This window comes from Blastococcus litoris (assembly GCF_003075095.1).
GTDB lineage: Bacteria > Actinomycetota > Actinomycetes > Mycobacteriales > Geodermatophilaceae > Blastococcus_B > Blastococcus_B litoris.
On sequence record NZ_QCZF01000005.1, the window covers coordinates 359,627 to 378,312 of the forward strand.

Here is an 18,686-nt window from a genome sequence, read left to right on the forward strand (position 1 = left end):
GCCGATGTCACCGGACCGTAAGGCCGTCAGGAGTTCGTGGCGTGCGTGGCCGAGGGTAGCGCCAGGAGGATGCCATCCTCCCCTGCCCCCGGTACGCCCGAGAACCCCGCGAGCACCTCGGGGATCGGCCGGTTCGAGGCGCGGTCCGCCCTCGGCTGGCTGGCGGTGCTCCTCGGCGCCGTGCCCTTCCTGCTCCTGTGGCTGCTCGTCCAGCGGTCCTGGTCGCCGCTGTCCGCGCTCGACGGCGACGTGGCGGCGGGGCTGAACTCCGTCGTGAGCGGCTCGCCGCTCGTGGTGGGCGCGCTCCGGGCCGTGACCGACCTGGGCGGGACCGGGACCGCGGTCCTCCTCCTCGTCCTCGCCACGCTGTTCCTCCTCATCCGAGGGCAGCGACGGCTGGCGGCCTTCGTCGCCACCACAGGTCTGGGACTGGCCGTGCTCGGCCCGCTGACCAAGGCGATCGTCGACAGGGCCCGACCGGTCGTGGACTCGCCGGTGGTCGAGACACCGTCGAACGCCAGCTTCCCCAGCGGTCACGCGATGACCGCGCTGGTGACCTGGGGCGTGCTCCTGCTGCTCACGTTGCCCGCGGTCCGCCGATCGGTGCGCCCCTGGCTCGTGGCCGGCACCGTGCTCCTCGTGGTCGCCGTCGGGTTCACCCGGCTGGCACTCGGGGTGCACTTCGTCTCCGACGTGCTCGCGGGCTGGGCCCTGGGAGCCGGCTGGCTCGCCGTCACCACCGCGACGTTCCGCGGTTGGCAGCACCGCCTCGGGGTGGATCCCGACGAGCCCCTCGACCCGCTGGACGTCGACCCGGGAGAAGAACCGCACCTGGCGTCCGCGGCTGGGCGGGACGGCTCCCGGGCACGGTCGGTCTCGCTGCGGCTGCTCGCCGCCGCCGCCGCCGTCTTCGCCGTCATCACCGCGCTCGGCCTGGTCGCCACCGCGGTCCTCACCGACACGTGGCTCGGCCGGTTCGACCGCGGCGTCGTCCGCTGGTTCGTCGAGGTCCGCGACGACGGCCTCACCACGGCCATGGAGTGGGTCTCCGTCCTGTCCGGTACGCGGGCGGTGATCGGCGTCGGGCTCGCGCTCGCCGTCCTGGGAGTGGCGGTGGCCGCCAGGTGGCGGCCGGCGATCTTCGTCGCCGTCACCCTGGTCGGCGAGGTGGCGCTGTACTTCCTCAGCGCTCAGGTCGTCAGCCGGATGAGGCCCGCCGTGGCGGACCTGACCTCGGGGCTGCCGAGCGCCGCGAGCTGGCCCTCGGGCCACGCCGCGGCCGCCGCCGCGCTCTACGGTGCCGCGGCCGCGCTCGTCATCGCCTACCACGGCAGCCGGTGGCGATGGGCGGTCCTCGCGCTGCCCCTGCTGCTCGCCCCGGCGATCGGTGTCTCCCGGATCTACGTCGCTGCCCACTACCCGACCGACGTGCTCGCCGGCCTGCTGCTCGGCGGGTCGTGGGTCTGCACCTGTGCCCGGGTGCTCCTGCCGCGCCCCGGCCACGGTCCTCGCGCCGGCATCGAGCCCACCGTCGGTCGCACGCATGACGCACCGGTAGTGGCGCACCGGTGAGCGGCAGGGTCGCCTGGCCGGTCGGGGCAGCGCTGATCACCGGACTGGCAGCGCGGCTGGTCCGTGCGCGACTGCTGTCGGAGCAGCTCGACGGGGTCCCGCCGTCCGTGCGGACCGACGACGGCATCAGGCTGCACGTGGAGGTGGCAGGCCCGCCCGGTGCTCCGCTGACCGTCGTCTTCTCGCACGGATTCGCTGCTCGCGGGTCGGTGTTCGACCCGCAGTGGAAGGCCCTGCGTGACGAGGTCCGCCTCGTCCGCTACGACCAGCGCGGCCACGGAGACAGTGGCTGGGCCGGCTTCCGCGCCGCCACGGTCGAGCGACTGGGACTGGATCTCGGGCAGGTCGTCGACGCCCAGGGCGGTCAGGGGCCGGTCGTCGTGGTCGGCCACTCGATGGGTGGCATGGCCGTACTGGAGCTCGCCCGCCTGCGGCCGGAACTCCTCGGTGACCGGATCGCCGGTGTCGCGCTGCTGTCCACCAGGGCGGCACCGCTGACCGCGGGCGAGCGGAGTTCCGGCGTGACCCTGCGGATCCGTACCGCCCTGTCCACGGCCGGCGCCTGGGTCGTGTGGCTCGCCGCCCCGCTGGTACAGGCCGTGCACCCCTTCCGCACGCACATCGGGCGCCGGTTGCTGCGCCGGCGTCTGTTCGGCGGCGCTCCGACCGACCAGGTCATGTCCGCGACCCAGGACATGTGGGAGCGCACCCCCGCCGCGGTGATGTCGGCCTATCTCCCGAGCCTCGCCGGCTACGACGCCCGTGCTGCAGTGGGGCCGCTGGAGGACGTGCCCGTGGTGGTGCTGGCGGGCAGCGACGACTCGACGATCCCCCCGCGTTCCGCCCGCCGGCTCGCCGAGCGCATCGGCGGGCGCACCCGGCTGGTGGTCGTGCCCGGCGCCGGCCACATGGTCACCGTGACCCACGCCGCCGCGGTCGACGCCGCGCTGCGGGACCTGCTCGCCGACGTCCGGACGGGCACCGACGGAAGGACGACATCGTGAGGCGCCTGCTCCCCCGCATCGGACTCGCGCTCGGGACTCTTCTCGTCCTGCTGCTGGCCTACGGCGTGCTGATCGAGCCGCGGGTGATCCTCGACGAGGAGCACGCCGAGGTCGCCCTGCCGCAGCTCGGGGACGAGCTGGCCGGCACGGAGGTCGCCGTCCTCTCCGATCTGCAGTTGGGGATGTGGTTCGCCAACCACGGCATGGTGGAGCGCGCCGTGGAGGCCACCCTGGAGGCCGATCCGGACGTGGTGCTGCTGGGCGGGGACTTCGTCTACAGCAGCGACCCCACCGTGCAGACGCAGATCGACACGCTGCTGGAGCTGATCGGTCCGCTGATCGACTCGGGCATCCCCACCTACGCCGTGCTCGGCAACCACGACTACAAGGTCGGCGCCGCCGAGGAGCTGACCACCGCGCTGGAGGACGCCGGCATCCCGGTGCTGAGCAACACCGCCGTCCCGGTGCCCGGTCCGGTCGACGACCCTGCCGAGCAGCTCCACGTGGTCGGCATCGGTCCGGACCTCCCCAACCGGGTCGACGTCGACGCCGCCCTGGCCGACGTCCCGGACACCGCGCCCCGCGTGGTGCTGATGCACAACCCCACCGTCTTCGACCAGCTGCCGGCCGGCACCGCGCCGCTCGCACTGGCCGGGCACACGCACTGCGGCCAGGTGGCCCTTCCCGGCACCCCGGACTGGGCGTACCTGGCACTGACCAGCGAGGAGCGGATCGTCGCCGACGGCTGGGCTCCGGAGGGGTACGGGGCCGAGGGCAACCGGATGTTCGTCACCTGCGGCATCGGGTTCAGCGTCGCACCGATCCGGATCAACGCCGCTCCCCAGGTCGCCTTCTTCACGCTGCAGCCGGAGAACTGAGGCCTGGCGGCCGGTGGAACGGGGTCCACCCGCCGGCGGCCCGCGTCGCGGCCCCGGCCCCGTCGGGCGGCCCGCATGACATTCCTCGGACAACGCCGCCCGCCGCACCGATCCGCCGGACCCGCGGGTAGCCCACCTGCATGACCGACGTGACTTCTTCAGACGGCACCCGCTTGGCGCTCGGCGAGTGGGGGCCGACGGACGCACCACGGCTGCTGCTCGTGCACGGGCTGGGGCTCTCCGCCGAATCCTGGGGCACGGTTCCGCAGCGGCTGTCGGACCGGTACCGGGTCACCGCCTACGACCTGCGTGGCCACGCCCAGAGCGGGGACGCCCGCTCCGGTGACTACACCTTGGGTGCGCACGCCCGGGACCTCGATGCCGTCCTCACCCACGTGGCACCCGACGGCGGCCCGGTCGTGGTCGTCGTGCACAGCCTCGGTGGCGGCATCCTCCTGACCCACGTCGATGCCGCCCCCGACGACCGGGTCGCCGGGGCCGTGTTCGTGGGCTCCGGCGGCTCGGGCGTCACCGCGCCGGGACTGGCCGCGCGTCACCTGCCGGGGTGGCTGCAGCAGACGCTGCGGTGGTGGTGGTGGAACGCGCTCCGGGGCGGCGTCCGGGTCGGCCGACTGGTCGAGCCCGTGGAGACCCTCTCCGACCGACTGGTCCGCCGGGCCGCCTTCGCACCGGGTGAGCCCGAGCAGTTCGTCGCCCAGGTCCGCGACAGCTTCCTGGGCAGCCGGCCGCGCGCCCTCTCCGGGACGACGATGGCCAGCCTGAGCCACGACGGCGTCGAGCTGGCCCCGGCGCTCCGTTCCCCGACGCTCCTGGTCCACGGCAGCGCCGACCCGGAGGTCCCGGCGGAGGAGATCCGCGAGCTCCTGTCGGTCCTGGCGGACGGCGAGCTCGTCACCGTTCCGGACGCCGGCCACATGCTCCCGCTCACCCATCCGGATGTCGTGGTCGCTCAGGTACGCCGGTGGATGGAGCGGATCGCACCGCCCGGCCGTCCGAGCGGGTCGCGGGAGCGGCACGGGGACGGGACCGTCACGGGTGGGGTCCCGACGACCGGTTGACCGCTCCGGCCGGGCCGCGTTGCACTCCCGTGACGGAACTGGCTCGTCCGTGCCCGGCCCCCGACCGGCGCCCGCACCGATCCCCGGCCGCGGAGATCCCTGCTCAGCGGTCCGGCCGGTTGCCCCCGCCGTCCCGTGGAGGGGAGTCCGCCCCTTACGGACTCGTGTCAGAAGGTCCGCATCCGGCGTCCGGATCGAGCGCGGGGGCAGACCTCGGGGTGTCCCGCACACGCGGCGCTGCACCGCGGCCCGCTCTCGAGCAGAGGAGAGAAGCATGAGCAGCACAGGAGGACGATCCACCGGGTTCCGTCCGAACGGGAAGGGCCGGACCGCAGCGGCCGTGCTGGCTGCCTTCGTCGGCATGGGCGGCCTGGCCGCCTGCTCGGACGACAGCGCGGGCCCCGAGACGGGCACCGACGTCGAGGACGTCGCCGAGGAGCCGGAGGACGGCGACGAGGCGTTGGCCGACCCGATGACGGGACAGACGGTCACCGTCAGCGCGGAGATCGAGGAGGTCGTGGCGCCGAGCGCCATCCGGATCGGGGAGGAGAACCTCCTGGTGCTCAGCGCCGGGCCGACCTTCGAGGACATGGGGTTCGAGCTCGTCGACGGTCTCGTGGAGGACGACGTCGTCCTCCAGGTGACCGGGACGGTGGGCACACTGGTCTTCCCCGACATCGAGAACGAGTTCGGCATCGATTGGGACGACGAGGAGCTCGTCGACTTCGAGGGCGAACGCGTCCTCGTCGCCAGCGAGGTCGACACGCTGGCCGGAGAGCCGGTGACCTTCGCCGGCGAGGTCCAGGACGTGATCAGCACGGTGTCCTTCCAGGTCGCCGGAGCCGGATGGAGCGTCGTGGTGCTGGACGCCCAGCAGGCCGCCGTCGCCGAAGGCGAGTACGTCCAGGTCAGCGGGACCATCCGGGAGTTCGACATCGCCACGATCGAGGAGGAGTTCGGCCTGGACCTGGACGACGAGCTGTACGCCGACTTCGACCAGCGGTTCGTCGTCGTGGCCGAGAACGTGGTGTCCGCCGCACCGGTCGCCCCGTGATGTGAGGAACGCTGGTCGTGGTACCGGGTCTCCGCTTCTCGGGTCCGCCGACGCCGGAGCTGCCCCTGCGGGGAGTACCTCGTCGGGTGGAGCCGGCGGCCGCACCGTCCTGCCCGCCGCGGGCCCACCCGCGGCGGGCAGGACCTGCGCCGCCCCGGGTCACCACGTCGTGACGACGGCCGTCCGACCTCATGGTCTGCCTGCCGGTCGCGCGCACGGCACTCCACCGCTCGGGTCCTGACCCGGCGTCGAGCCCCCTCTGCCGGCGCGCCGCCCGGTCAGCCCCGGAGGACGACCCCGGAGCCCCCCGTCCGGACGGTGAGCGCCTCCTCCCCCAGTTCGAGGTCCGCTGCCTCCTGGCCGAAGGGCAGCGGGTCCAGCGGCACCCGGAAGCGGAAGCGCTCGGCGAGCAGCAGCTCGGCGGAGCGGTCGAGCTGCTGCTCGGTCCGCACCTCGGTGGGGCGCACGACCAGCGCGCCGGTCGTGGGCTCGACGACCGCCGTTGCCGAGGCCTGGTAGCGGCGGTCGAGCAGCTGCCCGGTCGCGGTGAGGCGCACCTCGTCGGCAGCTCCGGACCCCTCGGGGAGCACCGTCATGGGTCGCCCGGTGAACTGCAGGTAGCGGTCGAGCGCGTCGTAGCCCAGCCACGCCTGCGCCGCGCTGCGCTCGAACACCACGACGTCCGCCTCACGGACCAGCAGGTCGTGGAACGACAGGTGGACGCCGTGCAGCTGTGCTTCCACCCGGTCGAAGGTCAGCGGCCCGTTGGACACGTCGTCGAGGGTCACCTCCACCTCCTCGTAGCGGCCACGCAGCGCCTGCAGCAGGACCGGCCCGCCCTGGACCTCCACCGTCGGGGTCGCGACGGTGCCGGTCGCCTCCTGCAGGGTCTCGGCGATCAGTGCCTGGACCGTCTGCCGGGCGAGCCGGTCCAGGCCCCAGAGCAGCAGCCCCGTTCCGAGGACGACGCCCACCAGCACCGCGACGAGCCACGGGCGTCCCACGCGCGGGCGGCCGACCGCGGTCGCCCCCGACCCGGTCACCGGCCCCGCCCGTCGGAGGTGGCCAGCGGGCCGGCACCGACCGGTTCCGGCTCCTCCCGCGGAGGTGCCGGGGCACCTTCCGGGAGATCGTCGGGCCGGGGTGACGTGCGGATCCGGCGCCCCGGCCAGCCGGCCCACCGGCCGAGCAGCGTCAGGACGGCGGGCGTCAGCACCGGCCGGATGAGGAAGGTGTCGATCAGCAGACCCACGGCCATGACGAAGGCGATCTGCCGGAACAGGCCGAGCGGGATGATCGCGACCATCGCGAACGTGGCGGCCAGGATGAGGCCGGCGGCGCTGATGGCGCGGGCGCTGGCCGGCATCGCGACCCGGATGGCATCGCGCAGCGGCCGGCGGCCGGCCTGCTCCCAGATCGCTCCGACGGCGAAGACGTTGTAGTCCGAGCCGAGCGCGAGCAGCAGCACCGCGGTGGTGAAGGGCGCGAAGAACAGCAGCCCGGGGTTGCCGAGCAGGCCCTGGAAGACGACGACGGCCAGACCCAGCGCGGCCGCCACCCCGAGCGCGCTGCACATCAGCAGTAGGAGCGGCGCCAGGAACGCCCGCAGGTACAGGCAGAGGATGACCAGTTCGATGACGAGGGCGGCGATCAGGATCGTCCGGAGGTTCTCGCGGGTCAGCTCGGCCAGCTCGGCCGCGATGGCGGTCTGGCCGCCGACGGCCACCGTGGCGTCCTCGAGCCCGGCCGTCGCGGCCAGGTCGTCGATGCGGTCGTCGAACCGGTCCAGGTCGGCGATCGCGGGGGCGCCGAGCGGGTCGCTGTCGAGGATCACGATGAACCGTGCCGCGTCACCGTCCTCGGCGAGGACGAGGCCGAATCCGTCGCTCAGGGGGTTCTGCGCCGGGCCGATGACGTCGGCGACACCGGGCTGCTCGGAGATGGCCGCCTGCAGGCGCTCGAGCGCACCCCGCTGCGCCGCCACGCCGTCCCCCTCGACCAGCACCTCGGTGGGGGCGACGGCACCCCGGATGCCGGCGTCCTCCAGCACCCGGGCGCCTGCGCGGATCGGGTCGTCGGCCGGCAGCTCCGAGATGAAGGACGTGTCGATGCGCATGGCCAGCAAGGGCAGCGCCGCAGGCACCAGCACGGCGAGGCTGAACAGCACCGCCAGGACGGCGCCGCCGCGCCGCGACACCGTGTCGGCCAGCCAACGGATCGCGAGGCTCGGCTCGTGGCCGCTGGGGCCGGAACGCTCCGCGCCACCCATGGTCAGGAACAGCCGTCGCCCGAAGATCGCCATGAGCGCGGGCACCAGGGTGAGGGAGACGAGCATGCCGACGACGACCGTCAGGGCCAACGCCGGACCGAATGCCCGGAACAGCTCGAAGGAGGCCACGAGCAGCGCCGCGCACCCGGCGGCGACGGTGAGACCGGCGACCGCGACGATCGGCCCCTCGGTGAGCACGGTCCTCCGGGCCGCCTCCCGGCGGTCCAGGCCGCGGCCCAGCTCGCGGCGGAACCCGGAGAAGTACAGGACGCAGTAGTCGGTGACCACCCCGATCAGCAGGGCGGCCACCAGTGGCCGCAGCTGCTCGGGCAGGGCGAACCCCAGGGCGGCGGCCAGCCGGTCGAGCACCTGGAGCGTCACCAGGTAGCCGAGGGCCACGGTGAAGAGCACGACCAGCGGGGCCACCACCGAGCGGAAGGCGAGTGCGACGACCACGGTGATGAGGACCAACGTGGCGATCTCGAACGTGTGCAGGTGCGCCTGCAGGTAGTGGACCTGCTGGACCTGCGCCGGCAGCACGCCCGTCACGTAGGCGTCGACCCCGGGCTGGTTGGTGAAGTGGGCGGCGTACTGCTGGCTGAGGTTCACCCGCTTCTCGAGCGAGGTGTAGGGCGAGATGTAGAGGTAGGTGACCGCGGTGTCCGCGGAACCGGTCGGCAGCGGGACGGCGCCGATGATCTGTCCCCTGCCCGGCGGGACGCGCCCCTCCAGGTAGGCCTGCGTGTGGGCCAGCGCCCACAGCGTGGAGTCGGCCCGCGTCAGCAGGTCCAGCCCGTCCGGGTCGTGCACCACGACCGAGGTGTCCGAGAGCACCGGCACGCCGAAGTGGTCCAGGGAGCGTTCCTGGACGGCGACGGCGTCGCTGCCGGGTGGCAGGAGGCTGCCGATGTCCCCGCTGGTGCTCCCCTGCGAGGGGCTCGGGACCACCACGGCGAGCACCGCGCTCGCCACCCAGAACGCCAGCACGAACCAGCGGCCCGACACCACGGCCGTGCGCAGGCCCCGGCCCAGGGCCGCCGGCACCCGCGCCATCGCGCGGAACACCGATCCTCGGGGCACGAGCGCCTCCCGACGCGGCCGTCGGATCGGCCGGCTGGGTGGTGGATACCGCCGGGACGGGCCGGGTAAAGCTCGGATCACCAGAACTCACGGGAAAGGTCCACCATGACCCAGGCCGGGCCGGGAACCGCAGGGCAGTCCGATCAGCCGGCGGGGTCAGGGGCCGCCGACGCGTCCACCGGTTCTCGCGCTCCGGAGGCTCCCGCGCCCCGGGGCCCGGCCGCCGGTTTCCGCACCGGCCTCGTCGTCGCCGTGGTGTTCCTCCTCGGCCTGACCCTCGGAGCGGTCACGGTCGGGCTGCTCAGCGACTCCGCGCCGCTCCCGGCGGCCGGGCAGCCCGGCGCCGACGCCGGGGACGGCCCGCTGATCGACGTGGACCTCGACCAGGATCCCGGCCCCTTCCAGGTCAACGCACCCTGCCTCCGCGCCTTCAACGCCGCACAGGACGCGTACGTGGCCATGGACGACCTGGGGCAGGCGGCGGCGGCGCTGGACGCGGCGCAGCTGGACGAGGTGGTCCGCCGACTGCAGCCCCTGCAGCAGCAGCTGGAGACGGGGCTGGCGGCGTGCCGGGTGACTGCGGTCGACGACCCGTCGGACGAGGAGTCGTCGCCCGGCGGCACCAGCTCGCCCCGGCCGACGGCAGCCACCCCGTCCCCGACGGACTGACCACGGCCGGACCGGTGACGGGCTCGGCAGCGGCGGACGCACGGGGTCCCCGTCAGTCGCCGGCCGGCGCCTCCCCGACCTCGATCCGGGTCGCGGCGACGGCGACCTCCCCCTCGGCCTGGGCCAGCCACGTCTCCGGAGAGGGGAACAGCTCGTCGGCCGCGATGCCGAAGTCCGCCTCGAAGGTGTCGGGATCGACCTCCACAGCGGTGCCGGTCACCTCGACGAGATCCCCCGTGGCCACGCCCGGCGGCGGCGTGGCCGACACGACGGCGACCGGCTCCCCGACGTCCCCGGTCACGCGGAACGCGCTCGCGACGTCGCTGGAGGACAGGACCTCCGTGACCTCGCCGCGCACCGCGATCTCCTGGCCGAGGAAGGACCGGGGGTCGCCGAAGAACGTGTCGTCACCGCCCGGGACGCCCGGTTCCGCCCCCGGGCCCCCGGGACCACCGTCGTCCGGTGGGTCCTCGAGGGCGGAGAGCCGGTCCTCCACGTCGGTGACCCGGTCCTCCAGGGCGTCCACCTGCTCCCGGATCCCGTCCAGGTCCTCCGCCGTGAGCGCGGAGGGATCGACGGCGGCCGGTCCGCTGCAGCCCGCGACACCCAGGGTGACGACCAGCGCCACCCCCGCTACGGGCCCCCTCCGGATCCGGGTGGGGCGCCTGCGTGTGCTGCTCATCCGCTCCTCCGTGTCGCTGCCCGGGGTGGGAGGCCCGTGATCGTCCACCTCCTCCGGTCGGATGCCCGTCCGGGCGGCCGGCCTCACGACTGCGTGCGCTCCGACACCAAGTCGCAACACGCCGCCCGCCGACGTCGTCCGGCCCGTCCGCGGGGAGGTCGGTCCGCCGGCGCCCGCACGTCGTCACCGGGGGCGGGCGACCACGGTCCATGACGATCGGCTGACATCTGCGCCGGCGGGGGCGGACCGGCACGGTGCGCGGGCATGCACTCCCACCGGGACGACGTCCTGCGACCCGGGCCACGGGTCGTCCGGTCGGCGGCCCGTACGTCCCGGGCAGGAGAAGGGAAACCAGGAGCCGTGCATGCCACCAGAACGCGCCGACGAGAACACGCCCGCGGTGGGGCCCCGCTGCCGGGCTCTCGGATGACCGCCTCCACCGGGCGATGCCGGCCGGCGACGATCCGGTCGGACGGCGGGGCCCGGTGAGCGCGACGCCGGCGCCCTCCATCCCCGACGACACCGGACGACGCCGGCCGGCGCTCCCTCGCGTGCCGGCCTGGACGGTGCGCACGATGGCCGTCGGTGGCGCGGTCCTGGCGGTCGCCGCGATGGCCTGGTTGGCGTGCTGGCTGCTGCTCCGGCTGCCGTTGGTCACCTTCGCCGTGGCGGTGGCCGTGCTCCTGACGGCGCTGATGCTGCCGCTGTCCCGTGCGCTGCGTCGCGCCGGCCTCCCGGCGGCCGCATCGGCCCTGCTGGCCGTGCTCGCGCTGGCCGCCGTCCTGCTGGGCATCGGTTTCCTCGTCGGGTTCCGGGCCGCGTCGGCGGTGCAGGACCTGACCCGGCCGCTGGCCGCGGGGATCGACCGCATCCGCGTCTGGGCGATCGAGGGGCCGCTGGGTCTCGATCCCCAGCAGGTGGCCGACATCCGCAACGAGATCGTCACGTGGCTGTACCAGGCGAGCCCGACCCCGACGGCCGGAGCCCGCATGGCCGTGTACGTGCTCGGCGGGTTGACCCTGGTCGCCTTCCTCGTGTTCTTCCTGCTCAAGGACGGCGCCGCGATGTGGGCCTGGCTGCTGGAGCGCGTGCCCGACCGGCGGCGCGACCAGGTCGACGGGGCCGGCCGCTCGGCGTGGGACACCCTCGCCAGCTACGTGCGCGGAGCCGTGGTCGTCGCGCTCATCGACGCCGTCGGCATCGGCGCCGGCCTGCTCGTCCTCGGCGTCCCGCTGTGGTTGTCCCTGACGCTGCTGACGTTCGTGGGCGCGTTCATCCCACTCCTGGGCGCCACGGTCAGCGGAGCCGTGGCGGTGCTCGTCACCCTGGTCACGAACGGCACGACCGACGCGGTCATCATCCTGGTGGTCGTCCTGGTGGTGCAGCAGGTGGAGGGCAACCTGCTGCAGCCGCTGATCATGGGGCGAGCCCTGCACCTCCACCCCGCCGGCATCCTGGTCGCCGTCACGGCGGGCGGCCTGCTGCTGGGCGTGGCGGGGGCGTTGCTCGCCGTACCGCTCGTGGCGGTGACGTACCGCGTCCTCGAGTACCTCCGCCTGCACCCGGTGGACCCCGTCCGTTCTGCTCCGCTGGAACGGACGCATCTCGAGACACCCGCTGTCGCGTCGGCCCGGCGAGAGCGTCCGGCCGGCTGATATGTCCTCCCTCGGTTCGTCCCACCGGCGTCGGCAGCCGGCCGGGACGGAGCTCAGGCCCGGTGCCCGAGCAGCCGCGTGCGACGCGGCCCACGGCGTGACGGCTTCGTGACATCCCCGATCGGCCGGCCACGGGAGGGCCGGAACGGGTACCGCCGAGGTCGTGGAGCACTCGAGCCGGACACACGACGGCGGTGACCCGCGACGGTCGCCGAAGGCCGAGGCCACCGCGGCCGGCGCACTGAGACCCCCCGGTCGGTCCGCACGGACGTTGCGGCTGTTCCTGGACGTCTTCGTGCTCGTCCCGTGCGCGGTGAGCGGGGCGCTCCTGCCGTTCACCGCGGTCCCGGTCCTGTACGCGGTGGTGCTGCTGGCCGTGGCCCTTCTGGCCGCGGTCGACCTGGCAGCCACCCTTCGGCGCACGGGCCGGTGACCGCCCAGCCCCCTGACGGCGACGGGCTGCTCGCTCAGCTCCACCCTGCAGGCCCGGCGCTCCGTTCGCGGCACCCGGCGGGCACTCGAGCTCGCCGCCGCGAGGGGCGCCCTCGGCACCGCGTCCGGCGGGTGAGGACGGCCCGACCGAGGCGAAGGAGTCGTCGAACGTCCCCGCGAAGCGGTCAGGGGCCGTTCCGGATCTCTCCGGAACGGCCCCTGACCTGCGAGTTCCACACTGTCGGGCTGACAGGATTTGAACCTGCGACCCCTTGACCCCCAGTCAAGTGCGCTACCAAGCTGCGCTACAGCCCGCGCGCCGTCGCACCTGCCGGGAGCTCCCCGGCCGCGCGACGACCGCCTGAGCAGGTTACCGCACCGGTCTTCCTCCTCCGTCGCCCCCCGGACCGCTCGCAAAGCCGGTGACAGCTCCACCCGGCCGTCGCTAGCGTCGCCCCGCACGGGGGTACCACCGCGCAGCCGAGCGCGGACGCCAGTGGGGTGCCGGAGGTCTCCGTCATGGGCAGGTCGTTCGCGTCGCGCGTGAGCCATCCACGGCTGAAGTGGGTGGTGCTCGTCTTCTGGCTGGTGCTCGCCGGGGTCTGCACCCCCCTGGCCGCCGGCCTCCTCGACCAGCAGGACAACGAGATCTCCTCGTGGCTGCCCGGCGACGCCGAGTCCACCCTCGCGCTCGAGCAGCAGATCGCGCTCGGATCCGACCCCGACGTGGTCCCAGCCGTGGTCGTCTACGAGCGCACCGACGGGCTCACGCCGGCCGACGTCGAGGCCATCCAGGACGACATCGCGGCCTTCGGGAGCACCGAGGGGCTCGACGGGGACGTCGTCGGTCCCATCCCGTCGGAGGACGGGCAGGCGGCGGAGGTCATCGTCCCGATCGACGCCGGCCCCGACGGCTGGGAGGCGATCGCGCCGATCGTCGACGACCTGCGCGCGGAGGCGTCCGACGGACCGGACGGGCTCGACACCTGGGTCGCCGGTCCGGCCGGCAACGCAGCGGATTCCTCCGAGGCCTTCTCGGGCCTGGACACGACCCTGCTGTTCGCGGCCCTGGGCGTGGTCATCCTGATCCTGCTGGTCACCTACCGCAGCCCGATCCTGTGGATCCTGCCCATCTTCTCGGCCGTCATCGCGCTGCAGTGCTCGCAGGCGCTCATCTACCTGCTCGCCCGGTACGCCGACCTCACCGTCAACGCCCAGAGCGCGAGCATCCTCACCGTCCTGGTCGTCGGCGCCGGCACCGACTACGCCCTGCTGCTGGTCGCCCGCTACCGCGAGGAGCTCCGGCTGCACGCCGACCGGCACGAGGCGATGACCGAGGCCGTCCACCGCGCCGGCCCCGCGGTGCTCGCCAGCGGCGGCACCGTCGTCCTCGGGATGCTGTGCCTGCTGGCCGCGGACATGAACTCCACCCGGGGCCTCGGGCCCGTCGCCGCCATCGGCATCGCGGTGACCCTCGTGGTGCTCATGACCCTGCTGCCGGCGCTCCTGGTGATCTGCGGCCGGTGGGTGTTCTGGCCGGTGCGGCCGACCCTCGGCAGCGCCGAGCCGAGCGCGTCCGGCTTCTGGGCGCGGATCGGCGCCCGCATCCAGCCGCGACCGCGCGTCGTCTGGGTGGGGACCAGCGCAGTGCTGCTGGTCGCCTGCCTCGGGTTGTTCGCGCTCAACGCCAAGGGCCTGACCCAGGCCGACTCGTTCCGCGGCACGCCGGAGTCGGTGGAGGGCGACGCCGTGGCGGTCGAGCACTTCCCCGCCGCGGCCGGCAACCCGGTGCACGTGCTCACGACCGCCGACGACGCGGACGAGGTGGCTGCGGCGGTCGCGGCGAACGACGGCATCGCCGACGTCGCGGAGCCGCAGGTCGTCGGCGACGAGGCCATCATCGAGGCCGAGCTCGCCGATCCCGCCGACAGCGACGCCGCCTACGACACCATCCGGTCGCTGCGGGTGGAGCTGGACGACGTGGGGGACGGCCAGGCCCTGGTCGGCGGGAACACGGCGATCAACCTCGACGTCCAGACCGCCTCCCAGCGCGACAACCGGGTGATCATCCCGCTGGTCATGCTGGTCGTGCTGCTGGTCCTCGGGGTGCTGCTCCGGGCCGTCGTCGCCCCGCTCGTCCTCGTCGCGACCGTCGTGCTGTCCTTCGGCGCCGCGCTGGGGATCAGCGCGCTGATCTTCGACTGGACGATCGACGTCAGCGCCACCGACAGCTCGTTCCCGCTGTTCGTCTTCGTGTTCCTCGTCGCCCTGGGCATCGACTACAACATCTTCCTGATGACCCGGGTGCGGGAGGAGGCGTACGACCACGGCACCCGGCGGGCCGCCCTGATCGCGCTGGCCGCCACCGGCGGCGTCATCACCTCCGCGGGCCTCGTGCTCGCGGCGACGTTCGCCGTGCTGGGCACGCTGCCGCTGACCTTCCTCACCCAGCTGGGCATCGCGGTCGCCCTCGGCGTGCTGCTGGACACCCTGGTCGTCCGCTCCGTGCTGGTCACCGCCCTGAACCTCGACGTCGGCCGGTGGATGTGGTGGCCGAGCAGGCTGGCGCAGCGCCGGGACGAGCCGGGGTACTCCCGGCACCCCGGAGCGGACGGCACCCGGGTGCCCACGCCCCGCAGCGACCGGGACGCCGCCCAGGACGTCCGGCCGGGGAGCTGACGGGCGCCGGGGTCAGCCCTTGCCCCGGTCGCTCCCCCGGCCCTCGCGCACCTTCACCGAGACCTCGATCGGCGTCCCCTCGAAGCCCCAGCGCTCGCGCAGCTTGCGCTCGAGGAACCGCCGGTAGCCGGCCTCGAGGAAGCCGGTGGAGAAGACGACGAAGCGCGGCGGGCGGACGTCGGCCTGCGTCACGTACTTGATCTTCGGGGCGCGCCCGCCTCGTGCCGGGGGCGGCGTCTCCTGGACCAGTGCCCGGACGAAGGTGTTCAGCTCCGCCGTGGGCACCCGCGACTCCCACGAGGCCAGTGCTGCCCGCAGGTGACCGGCCAGCTTGTTCACCCCGCGACCGGTGCTGGCCGAGATGTTCACCCGGCTCGCCCACCGGACCCGGGCGAGCTCGCGCTCGATCTCCTTCTCCAGCTGGTAGTGGCGGTCCTCGTCGAGGGTGTCCCACTTGTTGATCGCGATGACCAGGGCGCGGCCGGCCTCCACGACCTGGCTGATCACCCGCTGGTCCTGCTCGCTGATCACCTCGTCGGCGGCCAGCAGCACCACGGCCACCTCCGCGGCCTGGATGGCGGCCTCGGTGCGCAGGCTCGCGTAGTACTCCATGCCGCTGGCGGTGTTCACCTTGCGGCGCAGGCCTGCGGTGTCCACGAACCGCCACTCCTCGCCGCCGAGGGTGACGATCGAGTCGACCGGGTCCACGGTGGTGCCGGCGACGGAGTCGACGACCGAGCGCTCCTCCTTGGCCAGCCGGTTGATCAAGCTGGACTTGCCCACGTTGGGACGGCCGACCAGCGCCACCCGGCGCGGACCGCCCTCGCCCTCCTGCTCGCGCGGCGCGTCGGGCATCGCCTCGAGGACGAGGTCGAGCAGGTCGCCGCTGGACCGCCCGTGCAGGGCGCTGACCGGCTGCGGCTCCCCCATGCCGAGGCTCCACAGCTCGGCGGCGTTGGCCTCGCTGCGCTCGTCGTCGACCTTGTTGGCCACCAGGATCACCGGCCGGTCGCTGCGGCGCAGGATCCGCGCGGCGGCCAGGTCGGTGTCGGTGGCGCCGACCTGGCTGTCGACGACGAAGACGATGACGTCGGCGGTCTTCATCGCGTACTCGGCCTGGCGGGTGATCGCCGCACCGAGGCCGGCCGCCTTGGGGTCCCAGCCGCCGGTGTCGACGACGGTGAACCGCTTGCCGTTCCACAGCGCCTCGTAGCTGATCCGGTCGCGGGTCACCCCGGGGGTGTCCTGGACGACGGCGGCGCGGCGGCCCAGGAACCGGTTGACCAGCGTGGACTTGCCGACGTTGGGCCGCCCGACGATCGCGACGACCGGCAGCGGCCCGTTCTGCTCCTCGCTCATGCCCGCTCCCCCGCTCCGACGGCCGCCAGCTCGAGGATGCGCTCGATCACGCCCTGCTGGTCCAGCTCCGTGCTGTCCACGACCACCGCGTCCTCCGCCGGGCGCAGCGGGCTGTCGGCCCGGCTGCTGTCGTACTCGTCACGACGGCGGAGGTCGGCCGCGAGGGCGGCGATCTCCGCGGGGTCGGTGATGCCCAGCTGCCCGGCCCGGCGCTCGGCCCGGACCTCGGGCGCCGCGGTCAGGTAGACCTTCAGCGTCGCCCGGGGCAGGACGACGGTGCCGATGTCCCGGCCCTCCACGACGACGGCGTCGGCCGCGGCCACCAGCGCGCGCTGCTGGTCGACGAGCTGCCGGCGGACGGCCGGCACCGCGGAGACGGCGGAGACGTTCCGCGTCACCTCGGCCCCGCGGATGCGGGTGGCGACGTCCACGCCGTCGACGAGCACCAGCTCCGTCCCGGCCTCGGTGCCCACCTCGATGCGGGCCGCGGCGACGGTGCGCTCGACGGCGTCGGCGTCCTCCGGGTCGACCCCCGCGTCGAGGACGGCGACGGTGGCGGCCCGGTACATCGCGCCGGTGTCCAGGTACGAGGCGCCCAGGCGGGCCGCCACACCGCGGGCGACGGTCGACTTCCCGGTGCCCGAGGGCCCGTCGAGGGTCACCTGCCCCCGGAACGTCGCGGTCACTGGGCGATGTCCCGTCGCAGGGCCACGGCGCCGCGCAGGTACACGTGCTGGATCTCCGCCCGCGGCTTTGCCGTCTCGACGTGCGCCATCAGCCGCAGCACCCGCGGGAGGGCGTGCGCGACGTCGATCTCCGTGGCGCACATCAGCGGCACGTCACCCATCCCGAGCTCGCGCGCGGCCAGCGCCGGGAACTCCGACACGAGGTCGGGGGTGGCGGTGAACAGGATGCTGATCACGTCGTCGTGGCCGAGCTCGTTGCGCTCCAGCACGGTGGTGACCAGCTCGCGGGTGGCCTCGAGCACCTGCTCCCGGTCGTCGGCGTCGACCTGGGTCGCGCCCCGGATGGCTCGGACGGCCATGCACTTCTCCTCGTTCGCGGTGCGGCGTCCGGATCGCCGGCGCCCCGTCGAGTCTAGAGAGCCGCCGCCACCCGCCTCCCCCGAGCGGTTCAGCCGCCCAGGCGCTCGCCGCTCCCCAGGTCGAACAGGTGCACGTGCCCCTCCCGCGGGGTCACGTGCAGGACCTCCCCCTTGGCCGGTGGACGGCGGCCGTCCACGCGCGCGGTGATCTGGTGCTCCGCGTCGCCCAGCCGGGTCCGCCCGTAGACGTAGGCGTCGGCGCCGAGCTCCTCGACGACGTCGACCTCGACCGGCAGCCCGCGCTCGGACACCTCGAGGTCCTCGGGCCGCACCCCGAGCACCACCTGCGGGTCGGCGGCCTGCCCCAGCACGTCCCGGGCGACCGGGTGCACGACGTCGCCGAGGACGACGCCGCCGTCGGTCACCGGCAGCGTGAACAGGTTCATCGCGGGCGAGCCGATGAAGCCGGCGACGAAGACGTTGCGCGGGCGGTCGTAGAGCTCGCGCGGCCGCCCCACCTGCATGAGCAGGCCGTCCTTGAGCACGGCCACCCGGTCGCCCATCGTCATCGCCTCGACCTGGTCGTGGGTGACGTAGACCGTGGTGATGCCCAGGCGCCGCTGCAGCTGGGCGATCTGCGTGCGGGTCTGCACCCGCAGCTTGGCGTCGAGGTTGGACAGCGGCTCGTCCATGAGGAAGACCTGCGGCTGGCGCACGATGGCCCGGCCCATCGCCACCCGCTGCCGCTGGCCGCCGGAGAGCGCCTTGGGCTTGCGGTCGAGGTACTCCTCGAGGTCGAGCAGCGCGGCCGCCTCCTTCACCCGCGCGGCGATGTCCGCCTTGGCCATCCCGGCGATCTTCAGGGCGAAGCCCATGTTGTCGGCCACGCTCATGTGCGGGTAGAGCGCGTAGTTCTGGAACACCATCGCGATGTCCCGGTCCTTCGGCGCCACGTCGGTGACGTCCCGGTCGCCGATGAGGATCCGCCCCTCGGTGACGTCCTCCAGCCCGGCCAGCATCCGCAGCGACGTCGACTTGCCGCAGCCCGACGGGCCGACGAGGACGAGGAACTCGCCGTCCTCGACGGTGAGCTCGAGCGCGTCGACCGCGGGCCGCTCCGCGCCGGGGTAGACCCGCGTCGCCTTCTCGTAGGTGACCGTTGCCATGTCGTGCTCCTGATCTGCTGCCGGCTGCATTGCCGGGTCCCGGACTGTCCGGTGGGTGGTGCG

The 18,686-nt window shown here is 73.9% G+C and carries 16 protein-coding genes and 1 tRNA gene; 9 read left to right on the forward strand and 8 right to left on the reverse strand.

The features are described from left to right. The first annotated feature begins 69 nt into the window (after positions 1-69). The 5 genes from DCS98_RS13420 (at position 70) to DCS98_RS13440 (ending at position 5,587) form a co-directional block, all read left to right on the forward strand. On the forward strand, positions 70-1,572 hold the full coding sequence (locus tag DCS98_RS13420; protein WP_116451850.1) for a phosphatase PAP2 family protein: 1,503 nt from the start codon (positions 70-72) through the stop codon (positions 1,570-1,572). After that, positions 1,569-2,576, forward strand: coding sequence for an alpha/beta fold hydrolase (locus DCS98_RS13425; RefSeq protein WP_116451851.1), 1,008 nt, complete (start codon positions 1,569-1,571; stop codon positions 2,574-2,576). The genes DCS98_RS13420 and DCS98_RS13425 overlap by 4 nt, the downstream gene beginning before the upstream one ends. Beyond that, on the forward strand, positions 2,573-3,454 hold the full coding sequence (locus DCS98_RS13430) for a metallophosphoesterase (protein ID WP_116451852.1): 882 nt from the start codon (positions 2,573-2,575) through the stop codon (positions 3,452-3,454). Before DCS98_RS13425 ends, DCS98_RS13430 begins: the two co-directional genes overlap by 4 nt. Before the next feature lie 140 nt (positions 3,455-3,594). Further along, positions 3,595-4,533, forward strand: coding sequence for an alpha/beta fold hydrolase (locus tag DCS98_RS13435; RefSeq protein ID WP_116451853.1), 939 nt, complete (start codon positions 3,595-3,597; stop codon positions 4,531-4,533). 274 nt (positions 4,534-4,807) lie between these two features. Beyond that, a complete protein-coding gene (locus tag DCS98_RS13440) occupies positions 4,808-5,587 on the forward strand; it encodes a hypothetical protein (protein ID WP_164704554.1) in 780 nt (259 codons plus the stop codon). Between the two features lie 278 nt (positions 5,588-5,865). Here the strand turns inward: DCS98_RS13440 and DCS98_RS13445 are convergent, their stop codons facing one another. After that, entirely contained in the window at positions 5,866-6,630 is a 765-nt protein-coding gene (locus tag DCS98_RS13445; protein WP_164704555.1) for an LmeA family phospholipid-binding protein, read from the reverse strand. Then, positions 6,627-8,936 (reverse strand): MMPL family transporter, encoded by a 2,310-nt coding sequence (locus tag DCS98_RS13450; RefSeq protein WP_241037921.1) that lies wholly within the window; start codon positions 8,934-8,936, stop codon positions 6,627-6,629. Before DCS98_RS13450 ends, DCS98_RS13445 begins: the two co-directional genes overlap by 4 nt. A 105-nt stretch (positions 8,937-9,041) precedes the next feature. Between DCS98_RS13450 and DCS98_RS13455 the strand changes: the two genes are divergently transcribed. Further along, positions 9,042-9,605 (forward strand): hypothetical protein, encoded by a 564-nt coding sequence (locus DCS98_RS13455; RefSeq protein ID WP_116451856.1) that lies wholly within the window; start codon positions 9,042-9,044, stop codon positions 9,603-9,605. A gap of 52 nt (positions 9,606-9,657) precedes the next feature. Here DCS98_RS13455 and DCS98_RS23035 read toward each other — a convergent pair whose 3' ends face one another. Next, positions 9,658-10,287: a hypothetical protein gene (locus tag DCS98_RS23035; RefSeq protein ID WP_164704556.1), complete on the reverse strand. Its 630-nt coding sequence runs from the start codon at positions 10,285-10,287 to the stop codon at positions 9,658-9,660. Between the two features lie 485 nt (positions 10,288-10,772). Between DCS98_RS23035 and DCS98_RS13465 the strand changes: the two genes are divergently transcribed. Next, entirely contained in the window at positions 10,773-11,942 is a 1,170-nt protein-coding gene (locus tag DCS98_RS13465; RefSeq protein ID WP_164704557.1) for an AI-2E family transporter, read from the forward strand. A gap of 271 nt (positions 11,943-12,213) precedes the next feature. Beyond that, the gene (locus tag DCS98_RS23040) at positions 12,214-12,375 is read left to right on the forward strand and encodes a hypothetical protein (protein WP_164704558.1); all 162 of its coding nucleotides are present in this window, start codon (positions 12,214-12,216) and stop codon (positions 12,373-12,375) included. A 240-nt stretch (positions 12,376-12,615) separates the two neighbouring features. Here DCS98_RS23040 and DCS98_RS13475 read toward each other — a convergent pair. After that, positions 12,616-12,689, reverse strand: a tRNA-Pro gene (locus DCS98_RS13475). Between the two features lie 228 nt (positions 12,690-12,917). Between DCS98_RS13475 and DCS98_RS13480 the strand changes: the two genes are divergently transcribed. Continuing rightward, positions 12,918-15,053: an MMPL family transporter gene (locus tag DCS98_RS13480; RefSeq protein WP_241037923.1), complete on the forward strand. Its 2,136-nt coding sequence runs from the start codon at positions 12,918-12,920 to the stop codon at positions 15,051-15,053. Positions 15,054-15,065: 12 nt separating this feature from the next. On the opposite strand, the gene der is transcribed toward DCS98_RS13480, so the two are convergent. The 4 genes from der to DCS98_RS13500 form a co-directional block, all read right to left on the reverse strand. After that, positions 15,066-16,412 carry a ribosome biogenesis GTPase Der gene (der, locus tag DCS98_RS13485; protein WP_116451859.1) on the reverse strand — a complete coding sequence of 449 codons (1,347 nt, stop codon included), beginning with the start codon at positions 16,410-16,412 and terminating at the stop codon, positions 15,066-15,068. Then, positions 16,409-17,098: a (d)CMP kinase gene (gene cmk / locus DCS98_RS13490; protein WP_116451860.1), complete on the reverse strand. Its 690-nt coding sequence runs from the start codon at positions 17,096-17,098 to the stop codon at positions 16,409-16,411. Before cmk ends, der begins: the two co-directional genes overlap by 4 nt. Further along, positions 17,095-17,457, reverse strand: coding sequence for a chorismate mutase (aroH, locus tag DCS98_RS13495; protein ID WP_116451861.1), 363 nt, complete (start codon positions 17,455-17,457; stop codon positions 17,095-17,097). Before aroH ends, cmk begins: the two co-directional genes overlap by 4 nt. Positions 17,458-17,546: 89 nt before the next feature. Then, positions 17,547-18,623, reverse strand: coding sequence for an ABC transporter ATP-binding protein (locus DCS98_RS13500; protein ID WP_116451862.1), 1,077 nt, complete (start codon positions 18,621-18,623; stop codon positions 17,547-17,549). Positions 18,624-18,686 lie beyond the last annotated feature (63 nt).

Bases quoted from the DNA above. Each gene is read 5' to 3' on its own strand.
- DCS98_RS13420 (WP_116451850.1), top strand. From the start codon at position 70: ATGCCATCCTCCCCTGCCCCCGGTACGCCCGAGAACCCCGCGAGCACC.
- DCS98_RS13435 (WP_116451853.1), top strand. From the start codon at position 3,595: ATGACCGACGTGACTTCTTCAGACGGCACCCGCTTGGCGCTCGGCGAG.
- DCS98_RS13440 (WP_164704554.1), top strand. From the start codon at position 4,808: ATGAGCAGCACAGGAGGACGATCCACCGGGTTCCGTCCGAACGGGAAG.
- DCS98_RS13455 (WP_116451856.1), top strand. From the start codon at position 9,042: ATGACCCAGGCCGGGCCGGGAACCGCAGGGCAGTCCGATCAGCCGGCG.
- DCS98_RS23035 (WP_164704556.1), bottom strand. From the start codon at position 10,287: ATGAGCAGCACACGCAGGCGCCCCACCCGGATCCGGAGGGGGCCCGTA.
- der (WP_116451859.1), bottom strand. From the start codon at position 16,412: ATGAGCGAGGAGCAGAACGGGCCGCTGCCGGTCGTCGCGATCGTCGGG.
- aroH (WP_116451861.1), bottom strand. From the start codon at position 17,457: ATGGCCGTCCGAGCCATCCGGGGCGCGACCCAGGTCGACGCCGACGAC.
- DCS98_RS13500 (WP_116451862.1), bottom strand. From the start codon at position 18,623: ATGGCAACGGTCACCTACGAGAAGGCGACGCGGGTCTACCCCGGCGCG.